The following is a 14,004-nucleotide window of genomic DNA, read 5'->3' as shown; positions in this document are numbered from 1 at the left end:
GAACGGTTCCGGGGTGATTCCGCACGCCTATCGAAGGGACGAACCATGCCTCCCGAACCCGAACCCGAATCCGCCTCGACGGCCGAACCCCAGGACTCTGTCGCATGGAGCGCTGAAAATGCTTCCGCCACAGTAACGTCGGGGACTGCGATGGTCGAGCCACCGGTCGCCGGATCGGAGGTGCGGACGGCGGGCATCGCCGCTGCGGGTACACCGACCGGCGGGTCCGTCCAGCCTTTCCCAAGCCGCCCGACTGCGTGGCAGCGGCCACCCAAGTGGCGGCGTGTCGTCTGTCCTCCCGGCGTGGTGCCTGCCGCGCTCGTCTCCGGTCTGGCGGCGGCGATCCTCGTCCACTGGGACCGGCCCGGCATCGGCTGGGTTCTCGCCGCCGCGATCGCGGTGACGGCGGTCGTCCTCGTCGACCTGAACGCCCGCAGGGACGTGGCGAGCACGACGGAAGACACCACTGGGGACGCGGAACCAACGCTCGAAGGGTGGGCGGCGACATCGCATTACGCGCGAAGAGCGCGGTTCGCGGGACGCGCGTGGTGGGCGACGCTCGCGCTCGTCCTGCTCGCGGTAGGCGCCGTCCGCGCGGCGGGCTGGCTGTTCGCCTTGTGCGTGCTCGCGGCGTGTGTCGCCGGTTCGCTGGCGGTCGTGGGACGCCGCTCGGCGAACGGCATCCTCTACGACACCCTGGCGCTCGGCCTGGAGGCGGTCTCCGCCGTGCCGTGGGTGTACGCCGGTACCGCCAAGGTGCGCGGTTCGCACACGCCGCGGGCCCGGCGGCTCGGGCTGTCGGTGGCGGTGACCGTCGCGCTGCTCGCGGTCTTCGTTCCGCTGCTCGGCAGCGCCGACGCGATGTTCGCCGCGCTGCTCGAGACCGTGACGCCGGACCTGGACATCCCCTCGGTGGTGCGGTGGATCGTCCTGTTCGCGCTGGTCGCGCTCGGTGCGGTCAGTGCCTTGTTCGTGCTCGCGGGCCCGCCGCCGCCTGCCACCGCGCGCGCGGGTGGGCGAACACTGCGCCGTTCGGAATGGGCACTGCCGGTCGGTGCGCTCGCGATCCTGTTCGCGGCCTTCGTCGTGACCCAGTTCGTCGTGCTGTTCGGCGGCGACGAGCATGTCCGGAAGACGTCGGGCTTGACCTACGCCGAGTACGCCCGCACCGGCTTCTGGCAACTGTCGGCGGTCACCGTCCTGACCCTCGCGGTGCTCGTTGTCGTGTTGCGCTGGGCGGCCCAGGACACGCCCGCCGACCGGTGGTGGCTGCGCGGTCTGCTCACGGCGGTGAGCCTGCTGGCGCTGGTGATCGTCGCCTCGGCGCTCGGCCGGATGTGGACCTATCAGCGAGCCTACGGCTTCACGGTGTTGCGCCTGCTGGTGGAAGTCTGTGAACTGTGGCTCGGCCTGGTCTACATCCTGGTCCTGGTCGCGGTGCTGCGACTGCGCCGGGCATGGTTGCCGCGCGCCGTGCTCGGCACCGCCATGGCGACCTTGCTGGCGCTGGCCGTGGTGGACCCGGAGCGACTCATCGCCGAGGAGAACATCGATCGCTGGCAGCGGGGCAAAGCGCTGGACACCGAATACCTGGTGACGCTGTCGCCGGACATCATGCCCGCGACCGAACGGCTTCCCGAGCCGCTGCGTGCGGACGTACGTGCCAGGTTGCGCGCCGACCTGGGCGAGGACAGCTGGCAGAGCTGGAATCTGTCCCGGGCGAGAGCGCGGTGAGCTTCCTTGCAATACACTTGTATTATCGCTGATCGTGGGTTATAACTGGCCTGAGTGGGCACTGTTGTCGCTGGTGGGAATCGACCCGCGTGAAGTGCTGCAGGTGCTCATGGGCGCCCGCCGATGGCCTCGGCAGGCGCACGGCCGGAACGAGCTCGCGGTCCTGACGGTGTGGGGCCGGACCGAGGCGGGCCGGCCGCTCATCGTCGCTGTCCGCCGCACCGAAGGCTGGCAGTGGGACATCCTGGGCGCGGTCGAGATGACCGAGGCCCAGGTGGCCGAACTCGAGCGTTGGGAGCACACCGATGACTGACTATCCGACGAACCCGGAGGCCGTCCGGGACTTCCTCTCCGGTCTGGAATACAGTGACGCGCCGGTCGACGCGGCCGAGCTGCCCCCGCCGTTGCGCGCCGAGGACACGGTCACCGTCACCACGTCGCTGCGCATCCCACTGGAATTGCACCAGCGGGTCAAAAAGGCCGCCGAGCAGCGCAACGTGACCATGTCCGCGCTCATCCGCGACTGGATCGAACTGGAACTGGCCGCCCTGGAGAACGACCAGCCCATCTCACGCGCCGACGCACTGCGGGCGCTGGCCGCCCTGCATCCCCTGCGCCAGTCGGCTTAGTTCGCGGCGGCTGGTGTGTCGCGGGTCAGGACGCGATCGAGTTGCGTGGCGAACTCGTCGGCGGCGATGCGATAGCCGACGTGGTCGCCCGCGAACTCGACGAGGTCCAGGCCGAGTTCCTTCGCGAGTACGGCGTTCGGAAGTCCGGGAAAGGTGTCTCTCGATTCGCGTCCGACGCCGAGTACCAGCCGGTCCGATGCCGCGCGCAACGCCGCGAGGTCCGGGGCGTACCGGGGATACTGTCTCAGCTCGTGTTCCATCCAGAAGACCAAGTTCTGCTGGATCCTGGTGACTGTCGCGACGGCTTCCGGCGGCAGCTGTTCGAGCGGGGGAGGCGGCGTGGGCCGCATGCCGATGCCCGCCGAGAACGCGGCCATGGCGGCGGAGGTGCCTTCGGTCTTGCTCTGCTCGTGGATGCTGTCCAGGAAGGCCAGCCACTTCTCGCCGTCGGGCAGCAGCGTGGCCAGCGGTGGTTCGTGCGCCACGAGCGTGCGCACCAGTTCCGGCCGGGCGCGCAGCAATTCGAGCGCCACGATCGCCCCGGAACTGCTACCGAGGACGTGGGCGGGCTGGTCGGTGAGGTGCGTGAGCAGCGCGGCGGCGTCCGCGCCGTCGGTGATCACGCGATCGTGCGGCGGTCCGTCGAGGGGGCTGCGAGTGAAGCCGCGCCGGTCGTAGGCGACCACGGTGTAGCGGTCGGCGAGCCGCTCGGCGACGGCGTCGAAGGATGCGGCGTCACCGTTGCCGCCGGGAATCAGCAGCAACAGCGGTCCGGTGCCGCGGATCTCGTAGTAGAGGGTCGCGCCGGGGACGGCGAGAGTGTGCTGGGTGGGGACATCCATCGGAAACGCTCCTGGGAGAAGGGACAACTGCCGCAACGCCTCCCGGATGACCGGTAGCGCGGGAACGGGTGGATCGGCATCGGCCCATCGGTCGATGGCCACACACAGCGCTGCCGTGAGAGCGCCGGCCATGATCCGCGGGAACATGTCGGCGTCGATCGGTCGGCCGGTGCGCTCGGCGATGGCTTCGGCCAGCGCGCCCTCGATCACCGCCTGGGATCTGCGGTACTCACCCTGCAGCAGCGGCGCTCGGGTGATCAGGCGAACGCCCGCGGTCCAGGCGGGATCGGGTGGCTCGGCGTCGCGGAATTCCGCCAGCACGGCGTGGATCACCGCGGGCCACAGCGGCTCGGCGACCGGGCGGGCGCGCAGGTCGTCCGCGATCCGGCGGGCCCGGTCCACCGCCACCGAGCAGACGGCCTCGTACTTACTCGCGAAGTAGTTGTTGAACGTCCGCGGCGACACCCCGGCCGCCGCGGCGATGTCCTCGACGAGAACGTTGTCCAGCCCCCGCTCCACGGCCAGTCGCAGCGCCGCGAAACCGAGCGCCTCGCGGGTGGCGAGTTTCTTGCGTTCGCGCAAGCCGAGTACGAATGCCACGGCTCCACGGTAGCGAAACTTGCGTGATGCGCAAGATTGCGTGATCGGAAAGATCTGGGAGAGCGCAGATTAGGCGTACCTCCACCTTCGCTCCGGCCATGCGCGGGCAGAGGACGGACTACGTCCGACCGCACCCATCAGGCGATTCGGCAATCCGGAAAACTTGTGGCAGTGTCGCGCCGGCCACAGAGGGCAATCGCAGCGCCGATTTTCGGCGCAGCGCGGTTGAGCCGAATTCACGCCTGGCGCAACGACCGTCCGCGGTGCATGCCGCCCAAGGCATGGTCGGCTCCTCTTGTGCACCGCGCCGTCCGCCCCGGATCGATCGGTGGCCTCAGGTCGGCTCGGCCGGTGCGGAATCGATCCCGTCCAGTGCCCGGCGCACCGCGTCGGCCGGATCGGCCGCGCCCACCGTCGCCGCCACCGGACGTCCATTCGCGTCGCGAATCTGCCAACCGCCCAGGGAGACAACCGGAATGCCACCACGCCTGCGGGCCAGCGCGACCTCCGACAGCGTGCCCCACGAACCGCCGATGACGATCACCGCGTCCGCCGACTCGACGAGGATCGCGTTGCGCGCCTCACCCATGTTGGTGAACAGCACCGCCGACAGCCCGGGACACACCGCGTCGCGGTCGGTGTCCGGACGCACGCCGATCACCAGTCCACCGACCTCGGCGGCACCGGTGGCGACCGCGGCCATCACCCCGGCCCCGCCGCCACACAAGACGGTGATCCCGGCCCGCGCCAAGAGTTCGCCGACCGCACGCGCCCACTCCGCTTCCTGTCGCGTGCACTCCCTGGGTCCGCACACGGCGACCTGCCGCGTCACCTTCGTCATCCCGCGGGCCATGGCGACACGAGCGACGCCAGGCGCTCCCGCAACGCCATCGCGTCGCGCGGTGCCCGCACTTTCGCGTCGTTGTCGAAATAGGTGTAGACGTCCAGCGATCCGGCCCACGAGCGGATCTTCTCCGCCCACATGTCCAAACCCTCGTCGGTGTATCCGCTGACGTAGAGCTCGTCGTGCCCGTGCAACCGGATGTAGACGAAGTCGGCGGTGACTTCTTCCAGCAGCGGATACTTGCCCGCCGCGTCGGCGACCACGAGGGCGACCTGGTGGCGGCCGAGCAGATCGGTGCAGGCCGGGGTCACGAAGCTGTCGTGCCGGACCTCCAGGGCGTGCCGCAACGGCCGGTCGGCGTCGGTGCTCGTATGCGCGGGATCGACGCGGTGATCGTGCCGGCGTGCGATCTCGGCGGCCTGCTCGGTGCTGCGCGGTAGCCCGGACAAGAAGGCGTCCAGCACATCGGCGTCGAAGCGGAAGGTCGGCGGCAGCTGCCACAGAATCGGCCCCAACTTGGGCCCGAGCGCCAGCGGGCCGGAGGCCAGGAAGTTGGCCAGCAGATCGTCTCCGTCGCGCAGCCGCTTCATGTGTGTGATGAACCGGCTGCCCTTCACCGCGAAGAGGAAATCGTCCGGAGTCTGCTCCGCCCACTTCTGGTAGCTGGACGGGCGTTGCAGTGCGTAGAACGAGCCGTTGATCTCCACGCTGTCGAGCTGCTCCGAGAGATAGGCCAACTCGCGCTTGTGCGCCAGGCCCTGCGGATAGAACGTCCCGCGCCAGGGCGGGTAGACCCAGCCCGACGTGCCGATCCTGATCTGGCCCATGTCTCCATGGTGGCGCATTCGCTACGCCGATGCGGTCCTCGCCGCCACCTTGCCGACCAGCCAGGCCACCGCCAGCGCCGCCAGGAACGACAGCAGCGATGCGCTCATCCACTCCTGCGCGGTGAAATGCAGAGCCTGCCGAACCCGATCCCAGAACTCGGTCCACACTCCGGCGTCACCCGGGTTGATCAGTTGATACACCGCGAAGCCAGCCAGCCACGCGACCACCATGCCCCACCGCGCCGGCGCGTCGGGAGCGGTGTTCCACTCGCGGTGGGCACGCAGGAAGAAGTCGGCGACCAGCACGCCGAGCAGCGGCACGAACACCGAACCGATGAGTCCGAGGAAGCCGAAATAGTTGCTCATGTCCAACCGCAGGGCCAGCACCGTGATCAGGGCGCCGAGGCCGATCGAGAGCACCCTGCGGTCGACGCGCGGCGCGAGGTTCTGGATCGACACGGCGGTGGAGTACACATTGGCGAACGATTGGTCCGCCTCCCGCAGCACGAAGACGAAGAAGAACAGCGCACCGAGGCTCACCTGCAGGAACGGTGCGTACGGCCCGCCTGCGCCGGTTGCCAGCGACAGCGCGAACAGGCCGAGGACGTAGGCGATGATCTGGGTGAGCGCGTACGCGCCGCTGGCCGCGCCGAACGCCGAGCGGCCGGTGCGGGAGTGCCGGGTGTAGTCGGCGGCGACCGGAACCCACGAGATCGAGACGGCCAAGGCGGCATCGGTGGCGACCCAGAAGAGGTTCCAGTCGACGCCGAACGGCCCGCTCCCGCTCGGTCCAGGGTTCGCCCGCAGATCGGGCAGACCGGCGCGGAAGAACTGCGCGTAGAACCAGATCAGGGCGATCACGACACCGGCGGTCACGAACCTGCGCAGCAGACGGACCGAGCTCAGCGGCCATATCGTGAGGACGGTCGTGAGCAGGCCCGCGACCACCACGTAGAGCCAGTGCGGGCCGCCGCCGAACAACTCCCCGGCCGCGTCGCCGATGACGATCAGCTCGAATGTGCCCCAACCGATCAATTGCGCGATATTGAGGACGGTCGGCAGATAACTGAGTTTCGCGCCGAACAGCCCACGCAGCAGCACCATGGCGGGTTGTCCGGTACGCGCGCCGGTCAGCGCGGCGGCGCCGAGCATCAGTCCGCCCACCAGGGTGCCGAGGACGGTCGCCAGGATGCCCGCCGCGATCGAGATCTGCGCCGCGCCCTCGGCATTCGGCGCGAGCACCGTGTACGCGCCGGAGAACGCGATGAGGCTGACGCCGAGATTGGCCCAGAACGCGCTCTGGTCCCAGAACGAGAGCACTTTCGGCGCGGGCTGGTCGAGGGTGAGCGGGGCTTCTTGCGCCGCGCTCGCGCGGGTCGACGACATGACGGAAACGCTCTCCCTACGCCGGCATTACCCGGACAGGTTCATGCGGTCGGCGACGCGTGCGGTCCGCCCTCTCAGCCCGGCCGTGCCCGAGCTCCCGCGGTGGGGTGATTCCGGCGAATAGTACACCCGCGCCAGTTTCGTGAGTTGGGAACGAGAACAAAGCGGCCCGAGGTCCGCGGCGCAGTGGCGAGTTCCTATGGCCCCGGATCGCTTCGCGCACTGACCCGACGAGCGGGTGCGCACCACCGCGCCGGCCCCTTGTCAGGGCATCTACGACGCGCACTGACTTCCCCGAGCGCCGCGCGGTCACGGGTCTGTCGTGGCTGCTGCCCGCGCGCGGCTCAGCCCATGAGGAACGAGGCGGCGAACCACGCGAGCAGGACCAGCACCGCACCGACCAACGCGCCAGGGAACATCGCCCGTCCCTGCCGGGCCGCCAGCACCGACAGCAACGCGCCCAGGGCGAAGCCCACGATTCCGCCGCCGACCATGATCCAGACGCCCGCGCTGGTGTCGACCCGGCACTCCGGCTTGGACTCGCAGATGCCGCCCGCCATCAGGAACCACGGCGCGAGGATCGTCGACATCGCCGCCAGCGTCGCGGGCAGGAACCACAACAGCGCGCTGACGACGAGATCCGCGGTGCGCGGCGGCGTGACGGCACGGGTCTCGGGCTCGCGGGTGGGATAGCCGGAGGGGGTCGTGCTCTGGGACACCTGGTTCAGGTAACCGTGCATCGTTTCTCGCTATCGCTTGTCGGTGGAGTCGACCGGGCCGATGGAAGTTATACACCAGCCACTTGCACGTCGAAGTGCTTGTGCTCCCGGGGATGCGGGCGCGCGGCCGGGCGGCCGTCTCGGAGCGGACGCGTCCGTCGGTCCTGCCTTCTGTAGCGAATAACCAGCGTCCCTGAGGGATTCGCGTGGCCCACGGCGCTGCCGGTGAGCATTCGTCGGTGACCGTGTCGATCGGTGGAGGGCGACCGGGCGACGAGCGGTCTCGAATCCGGTTGCGGTGCAGCGGAAGCGCTCGCATTGCCGCAGGTCACGCGCGGCTACCGATGCCCGCGTTCTACCTACGCGACCATCCTGTGTGTCGATCCGCTGCGCGGTCGGGACGATGCGTCGCAGTGGTGCGCCGTATGGACCGGACGACGCCGCGACGATCCGCGCCGAGTGCGCCCGCGCTCGCCGTGCACGCTTCTACCGTGGGAGTGACGCGTTGACCACGTCCCGAGACCTCGATCGCACCGCGAACAACTCCGGCGTACACCATGGTTCGCCGATCGACCACGACATCGAGCGCGTATCGCTGTATTCCCCGGAGTTCGCGTCCGATCCGCATGCCGCCTACCGCGACATGCGCGCCCGTTACGGTTCGATGGCGCCGGTCGAGCTCGCGCCGGGCGTGTCGGCGACCTTGGTACTGGGCTATCACACGGCGGTGCGAATCATGCACGATCCGGCCCACTTTCCCGCCGACCCGCGCGCCTGGCAGGCGAACGTCCCCACCGACTGCCCGGTGCTGCCGGTGCTGGAGTGGCGCCCCAACGCCATGCGCAGCACGGGCGAGGAGCACGCGCGCTACCGCCAGGCGAACACCGCGAGCATCGATGCCGTCGATCTGCACGCCTTACACGAGACGGTGGAGCGGATCGCGGTCCCGCTGATCAACGCGTTCTGCGCGGCGGGCAGCGCCGATCTGGTGTCGCAGTACGCTTTTCCGCTCGCCTTCGAGGCGATCAACGCCATGCTGGGCTGCCCGCCGGAGATCGGGCAGGAAGTCGCCGCCGCGACCCGCGCCGTGTTCGACGGGGTGGACGCCGAGGAGGGCAATCGCCTGCTCGTCACCGCGTTGCTGCGGCTGCTCGAACTCAAGCGCGCCGAGCCCGGCCAGGACATCACGACGCGGCTGCTGCGGCATCCGGCCGGTTTGGACGACGCGGAGGTGATCCATCAGCTCGTCGTGCTCTACGGGGCGGGCATCGAGCCGCTGCAGAACCTGATCATCAACACCCTGGTGCTGATCCTGACCGACGACCGGTTCGGCGGCGACGTCCTCGGCGGGAGCATGTCCACCCGAGACGCCCTCGACGAGGTGTTGTTCACCGACCCGCCGATGGCGAATTTCTCGGTCACCTATCCGCGCCAGCCGATCCTGATCGACGACGTCTGGCTGCCCGCGCATCAGCCGGTCGTCATCAGCTTCGCCGCCTGCAACAACGATCCGGCGATCAGCGGGCACGACCACAGCGGCAACCGATCACATCTGGCCTGGGGCGCCGGGCCACACGCCTGTCCGGCCCGCAGCGCGGCCTACCTGATCGGCCAGGACGCGGTGGACCAGTTGCTGGACGCGCTGCCGGAACTGCGGCCCGCCGTGCCGGTGCACGAATTGACCTGGCGGCCGGGGCCTTTTCACCGCGCTCTGACCGCGCTGCCGGTCGTCTTTCCCGAAACGCCGCCCTGGCAATCCTGAATCCGGCAGTCGGTCAGGACGGCGCTGCCGCCGCGAGCCGGGTGAGGTTCGCCGGCCGGGCGAAGGTATCGGCGAAGGCGTCCGCCAGTGTCGTGTCGTGCTGGGCGGCCAGCATCATCTCGCGCAGGGCGGGTGGCGGATCGAGCACCGTGGCCGTCCACCGCGCGGCGGGGTGCGCGACGGCCGTCAGCCACGGCGCGGCCGCCCACTCCATCCACGCGCGGTCGTAGGGGCCGTCGGGATCGTGCAGGATCGCCTCGCCGTAGCGGACCGCGCAGTGCACGGCGTTGTTGGCGCCCTGTGCGCCGCCAGGGTCCATCCGGCAGACGACGTCGCCTCCGCCCAGCACCGGCCTGCCCGACGGCAGGGTGCCCACCGGACGACGCATGACCGGAGTCACCGCGCCCACCAGCGTCGCTCCGGCATCGGTCGGCTGAGCGTGCCGGTAGCGCTCGGCGAGTTCGGCGGGCAGGTGCGCGTCCAGCAGTTCCCAGGCTTGCGCCCAGCGTTGCGTGGGCGTGCCGTGCTGGTCGAATACATCCAGCACGCCGCCAGGCCGCGCCTCGAAAAGCAGGATTTCGCAGCGGCGTTCCTGCCCCGGTCGTCCGGTCAGCCCGGGATAGGAGATCACCTCACCGTGCTCGGGCAGCGTGGTGTAGTAGCCGAGGTTCTCCGGGTCCGGCTGGACGCCGTCGAGATAGAGCACCGCCAGTCGCCGCATCGGTGCGGCGGCTACCGGCCACGCCGCATCGGCTTCGAAGCAGCCGGCCAGCTCACGACCCGCACGGGTCACCACGGTCAGGTCGTGGTCGGCGGCGTGCTGGTCGAGCTCCGGCACCGAGGGCTCGGCGATGCGCAAGTCGCCGCCCTCGGCCAGGAACTCGCCGAGCCAGCGGGCGAACACCGTCCGCTGATCCACGCTCTGGGCCGGGCGGGTGAATCGTCCGGTCCAGCCGACCACCGCCGCGCGATCGATGGCCATGGTGAACCGGATGCCCTCGATATTCGGCGCGGTCGAGCGCCAGAAGCCCAGGCCGATATCCGATTCGAGGTCCAGGGTGGGCGGGAACTTGACCTGGGTGCTGGTCACGGTGCCCGCGAGGACCGCGTCGGCGTCCCGATCGGTCACCAGCGTCACCGTCCGCCCGCCGCGCAGCAGACGGTGGGCGAGGGGTAACCCGCATTCGCCCGCCCCGAGTACCAGTATCCGTCCCACCATCGTGTCCTTCCGGTCGTGCGATCGACTGCCGTGACAGCGCAATCGTCCGCGTATAGGTGGACACCGCGCATCGGTAGAGACCCGCGTATCCGCCGCCGCGACCCGACTACGCTGCCCTGTTGTGTCGGAAGGACGTACGCCGGGTCTGGGGTCTGCACCCGTGGCCACCAGTGACTTCGTCGGGCGTGAGCGCGAATTGGAGAAGATCGGCATGGCGCTGCTGGGCGGAACCCGCCTGGTCACGCTGATCGGCGCGGGTGGCATCGGCAAGACCAGGCTGGCGACCGAGGCGGCACAGCGGTTCCACAAGGCGCGACGCGTGCCGGTGCACTGGGTGCGCCTGGCGCTGCTGTCCCGGGACTCCGGCGCTGCGGCGGTCGAGGAACTGCTCGCGCGCTCGCTCATCGACGCCGACTTCTCCGGGCGGTCGGCGTGGGAGGCGGTGCTGGACACGCTGCGCCGCCGCGACGCGGTCGGGCGCACCCTGCAGACGATCCTGGTGATGGACAACTGCGAACACGTGCTGGACGGCGCGGGGCGGGTGATCGCCGACCTGCTGGAGGCGGCGCCGGGGCTGACCGTGCTGGCCACCAGCCGCGAGGCGATCGGCTGGGTCGACGAGCAGTTGGTGCCGGTGCCCGCCCTGTCGCGGGAACAGGCGCTCACCCTGTTCCGTGCGCGCGCCGGTCTGACCGGGCACACCGTCGCCGAGGAGGAGACCGACCTGGCGGTGGAGATCTGCCGCCATGTGCACAACCATCCGCTCTACATCCGTCTGGCCGCCGCACGGCTGTTGCGGCAGCCGCTGCGGATGATCCTGCGTGACCTCACCGGCGAGGCGAGCGACCGGCGGCTGCGCTGGTCGCCCGGTCCCCGGATCGGCGCGGAGGCACGGCATCAAGGTATCCGCGACGTCATCGCCTGGTCGTACGACCTGTGCCGGGACAAAGAGCGGCTGCTGTTCGACCGGCTGTCGGTGTTCGCGGCCGGGTACGACGTCGACCCGGAGAACGCGGACCCGGCGGAGTCGGACGTCGGCGCGGAGCTGGAGGCGATCGAGGCGGTCTGCGCCGACGACGAGCCGGGCGGGTTGGCTCGCGCGGAGATCGACGGCCTGCTCGAACGGCTCGCGGACCAATCACTGGTCACGGTGCATTTGACCGCGACAACGGTGCGGTACTCACTGCTGGAGAGCGTCCGCTTGTTCGCCCAGCAGCGACTGGCCGAACGCGACGGCGAACCGGCCCGGCTGGCAGGCAGGCACCGCCGCTACTACCGCGACAAGGTCGTTGCGGCCGGAGCGGTATGGTTCGGCCCGGACGAGCAGGATCTGCTGGATTGGGCGCGCGCGGCCTGGGACAACCTGCTGTGCGCCATAGCGGGCAGCCTCGCGGTGCCGGAGGAGGCCGTGGTGGGGCTGGAGATCGCCGCCGGGCTGATCGCGCTGCGCATCCCGTTCCTCAGCGGTTCGCTGCGCGAACCGCGCCGCTGGGCCGAGCGCACGCTGGCCGCCAGCCGGACGCTGGACCCGCAGCCGGTGCCGCTGCAGGTGACGGCGATGTCGCTGATCACGTGGATCAGCCTGTGCCAGGGCATGCACCACGACGCCGATCGGATGCTGGACGAATGCGTCGCACTCTGCCTGCTCGACCCAGCGGCTCGTGCGGGGTGGCGCGAGCGGCTCGATGACATCGAGCTGCCCGCCCCGGTGGAATTCGCCAGAGGCGCCGAGCTGATGCTGGTGCGCCGAGATGTGCGCGCGATCGCCGTACTGGCCCGTGCTCGGGAGCGGTTCCTGGCCGACGGCGACCGCGGCGGGGCCGCGATGAGCGAACTGTTCGAAGCGCTGGCCGCGGCGTTGCTCGGCACACCGGCGCAGGCTTTGGAGACCTCCCGGCGGCACCTGGACCACGCCGAGCGCTCCGGCGCGCGATGGGCCGCGTCGTGGGCCGGTTTGGCGCGGGGGATCGCGCTGACCGGACACGGCGACACGGAACAAGCGCTCACCGTGATACGGGCCGCGCTGACCACTCAGCTGGCGATGCGCGATCAGTGGGGCGTGGTGTGGGCCGTCCACATCACCGCCTGGGCACTGGCGCGCTCGATCCGCGACACCGACACCGACACCGGCGGCGGCTCCGGCACGGTGACGGCGCGGGCGCGCGATATCGCGCGCCTGGTCGGTGGCGGCGCCACGTTGCGCGACAGAATCGGCGTGAACATGTCCAATCTCGGCCCGTTCGCCATCGAGACCGAGATCGCCGCAGGCACCGCCCGGGCGGTCCTGGGCGAGTCCGCCTTCGCGGAGGCCGAGCGCGAGGGTGCGCTGCTGCGTCCGGAGCTGGGCGAGGTGGTGCACCTGGCTTTGGGGAAGCTGTCGCTGGACCGGCTACCTGTCGAACATCCGGTCCGGCAGCGCCGTCCCTCGCACTGGGAGGAATTGTCGGCGGCCGAACAGGAAGTGGCCGTGCTGGCGGCGGCCGGTTGGACGAACACCGCCATCGCCGCCCGGCGCGGCAGCTCGTTCAAGACCGTCGACGCCCAGATGAGCTCGATCCTGGCGAAACTGATGATCGGCTCCCGAGAGGACATCCGCGCCTTGGTGCCCGCCGAACGGCAGGCTCAGGTAGCCGACGAAGCCGCACGCAAGCCCCAGCGCGGCCGGCGCTCGTGAGAACACCGAGTCGAGCCGGGCGGCGTCTCGGCCGTGCCGCCGCCCGGCTCGATCACCGGCAGGATTCGCCGACGGGAGCCGTGTTCACTCGTCCAGTTTGCGCGCGGTGATCTGAATACCGGGCTCGCCCGAGATGCGCCGCACCGTAGCCTCGGTGACCGGGAGATCGGCCACCAGCTCGCGGCCGTCCTCCAGGTCGATGCCGTAGCCGGCGATGTAGGTGCGGAAGAACGGCAGGCAGGCGCGCGCCATCGGCTGCGGCAGCTTCCAGCGGTCGACGAACGACCGCGCGTCCTCGAAGGTGCAGCCCCGATCCGCCTCGATCACCAGCAGCAGACCGCCCGGCCGCAGCACCCGGATCATCTCCGCGAGACCCTTGCGCTGATTCGGCCAGTGCTTGATCGAGCCGGAGCTGATCACCGCGTCGTAGGCGGCGTCGGGGAACGGCAGGTCCATCGCCGAGCCTTCCCGGAACTGGATCCGGCTGCCCAGCGCCGCGCCGCGCTTGCGTGCCCTGCGCACCTGCTGCGGGGACAGATCGATGCCGGTCAGCCGCAACGTGGTCCCGGCGGTGGCCAGCCCGACCGCGAGTTGCCCACCGCCGCAACCGACGTCGAGCACCTGGGCGCCGTCGTCGAGCTGGGCGACGATGTCGTCGAACAGGGTCGGGGTCATCTCCCGTACGGCATCGGAGATGAAGTTGTCGTAGAACCACGAGTCGATCGGGTTGTAGCGTTTGGTCTTGTCCAGCAGGACGGTCATGGCGTG

12 protein-coding genes and 1 riboswitch are annotated in these 14,004 nt (G+C 70.0%); of the genes, 5 read left to right on the top strand and 7 right to left on the bottom strand.

What is annotated here, in order from left to right; genetic code table 11:
• Positions 1 to 303: 303 nt before the first annotated feature.
• Genes ABZ824_RS34385 through ABZ824_RS34375 form a run of 3 tightly spaced genes read left to right on the top strand, consistent with a single transcriptional unit; the run spans position 304 to position 2,363 of the window.
• Positions 304 to 1,734, top strand: a complete 1,431-nt coding sequence (locus ABZ824_RS34385; protein ID WP_356968401.1) for a DUF4153 domain-containing protein — start codon at positions 304 to 306, stop codon at positions 1,732 to 1,734.
• Between the two features lie 34 nt (positions 1,735 to 1,768).
• A complete protein-coding gene (locus ABZ824_RS34380; protein WP_355079297.1) occupies positions 1,769 to 2,047 on the top strand; it encodes a hypothetical protein in 279 nt (92 codons plus the stop codon).
• Entirely contained in the window at positions 2,040 to 2,363 is a 324-nt protein-coding gene (locus ABZ824_RS34375) for a CopG family transcriptional regulator (RefSeq protein ID WP_356968399.1), read from the top strand. Before ABZ824_RS34380 ends, ABZ824_RS34375 begins: the two co-directional genes overlap by 8 nt.
• Here the strand turns inward: ABZ824_RS34375 and ABZ824_RS34370 are convergent.
• From ABZ824_RS34370 to ABZ824_RS34350, 5 genes are all read right to left on the bottom strand, one after another.
• Positions 2,360 to 3,805, bottom strand: a complete 1,446-nt coding sequence (locus tag ABZ824_RS34370; RefSeq protein WP_356968397.1) for an alpha/beta fold hydrolase — start codon at positions 3,803 to 3,805, stop codon at positions 2,360 to 2,362. The genes ABZ824_RS34375 and ABZ824_RS34370 overlap by 4 nt on opposite strands.
• 334 nt (positions 3,806 to 4,139) lie before the next feature.
• Entirely contained in the window at positions 4,140 to 4,646 is a 507-nt protein-coding gene (locus ABZ824_RS34365) for an LOG family protein (RefSeq protein ID WP_356968395.1), read from the bottom strand.
• Entirely contained in the window at positions 4,643 to 5,476 is an 834-nt protein-coding gene (locus ABZ824_RS34360; RefSeq protein ID WP_355079289.1) for a DUF72 domain-containing protein, read from the bottom strand. Before ABZ824_RS34360 ends, ABZ824_RS34365 begins: the two co-directional genes overlap by 4 nt.
• 21 nt (positions 5,477 to 5,497) lie before the next feature.
• A complete protein-coding gene (locus ABZ824_RS34355) occupies positions 5,498 to 6,862 on the bottom strand; it encodes a cytosine permease (RefSeq protein WP_356968393.1) in 1,365 nt (454 codons plus the stop codon).
• A riboswitch (TPP riboswitch) is annotated at positions 6,859 to 6,973 on the bottom strand. It overlaps the preceding gene by 4 nt.
• 233 nt (positions 6,974 to 7,206) lie before the next feature.
• Entirely contained in the window at positions 7,207 to 7,602 is a 396-nt protein-coding gene (locus tag ABZ824_RS34350; protein WP_355079285.1) for a hypothetical protein, read from the bottom strand.
• A gap of 484 nt (positions 7,603 to 8,086) precedes the next feature.
• On the opposite strand from ABZ824_RS34350, the gene ABZ824_RS34345 reads away from it, so the two are divergent.
• The gene (locus ABZ824_RS34345; protein ID WP_356968390.1) at positions 8,087 to 9,343 is read left to right on the top strand and encodes a cytochrome P450; all 1,257 of its coding nucleotides are present in this window, start codon (positions 8,087 to 8,089) and stop codon (positions 9,341 to 9,343) included.
• 13 nt (positions 9,344 to 9,356) lie between these two features.
• Here the strand turns inward: ABZ824_RS34345 and ABZ824_RS34340 are convergent, their stop codons facing one another.
• Positions 9,357 to 10,559, bottom strand: a complete 1,203-nt coding sequence (locus ABZ824_RS34340; protein ID WP_356968388.1) for a styrene monooxygenase/indole monooxygenase family protein — start codon at positions 10,557 to 10,559, stop codon at positions 9,357 to 9,359.
• Between the two features lie 163 nt (positions 10,560 to 10,722).
• Between ABZ824_RS34340 and ABZ824_RS34335 the strand changes: the two genes are divergently transcribed.
• Positions 10,723 to 13,236, top strand: coding sequence for an AAA family ATPase (locus ABZ824_RS34335; protein ID WP_356968386.1), 2,514 nt, complete (start codon positions 10,723 to 10,725; stop codon positions 13,234 to 13,236).
• An 84-nt stretch (positions 13,237 to 13,320) separates the two neighbouring features.
• Here the strand turns inward: ABZ824_RS34335 and ABZ824_RS34330 are convergent, their stop codons facing one another.
• The gene (locus ABZ824_RS34330) at positions 13,321 to 13,998 is read right to left on the bottom strand and encodes a class I SAM-dependent methyltransferase (protein WP_355081175.1); all 678 of its coding nucleotides are present in this window, start codon (positions 13,996 to 13,998) and stop codon (positions 13,321 to 13,323) included.
• Positions 13,999 to 14,004: the final 6 nt, after the last annotated feature.

It is taken from the genome of Nocardia sp. NPDC047038, from assembly GCF_040644075.1.
GTDB lineage: Bacteria > Actinomycetota > Actinomycetes > Mycobacteriales > Mycobacteriaceae > Nocardia > Nocardia sichangensis.
The sequence above is the reverse complement of the archived record's forward strand: the minus strand, read 5'-3'. Positions and strand labels throughout refer to the sequence as shown.

What these genes read in the sequence shown, in the direction of transcription:
- ABZ824_RS34375 (WP_356968399.1), top strand. Translation starts at nt 2,040, where the DNA reads ATGACTGACTATCCGACGAACCCGGAGGCCGTCCGGGACTTCCTCTCC.
- ABZ824_RS34365 (WP_356968395.1), bottom strand. Translation starts at nt 4,646, where the DNA reads ATGACGAAGGTGACGCGGCAGGTCGCCGTGTGCGGACCCAGGGAGTGC.
- ABZ824_RS34360 (WP_355079289.1), bottom strand. Translation starts at nt 5,476, where the DNA reads ATGGGCCAGATCAGGATCGGCACGTCGGGCTGGGTCTACCCGCCCTGG.
- ABZ824_RS34355 (WP_356968393.1), bottom strand. Translation starts at nt 6,862, where the DNA reads ATGTCGTCGACCCGCGCGAGCGCGGCGCAAGAAGCCCCGCTCACCCTC.
- ABZ824_RS34350 (WP_355079285.1), bottom strand. Translation starts at nt 7,602, where the DNA reads ATGCACGGTTACCTGAACCAGGTGTCCCAGAGCACGACCCCCTCCGGC.
- ABZ824_RS34330 (WP_355081175.1), bottom strand. Translation starts at nt 13,998, where the DNA reads ATGACCGTCCTGCTGGACAAGACCAAACGCTACAACCCGATCGACTCG.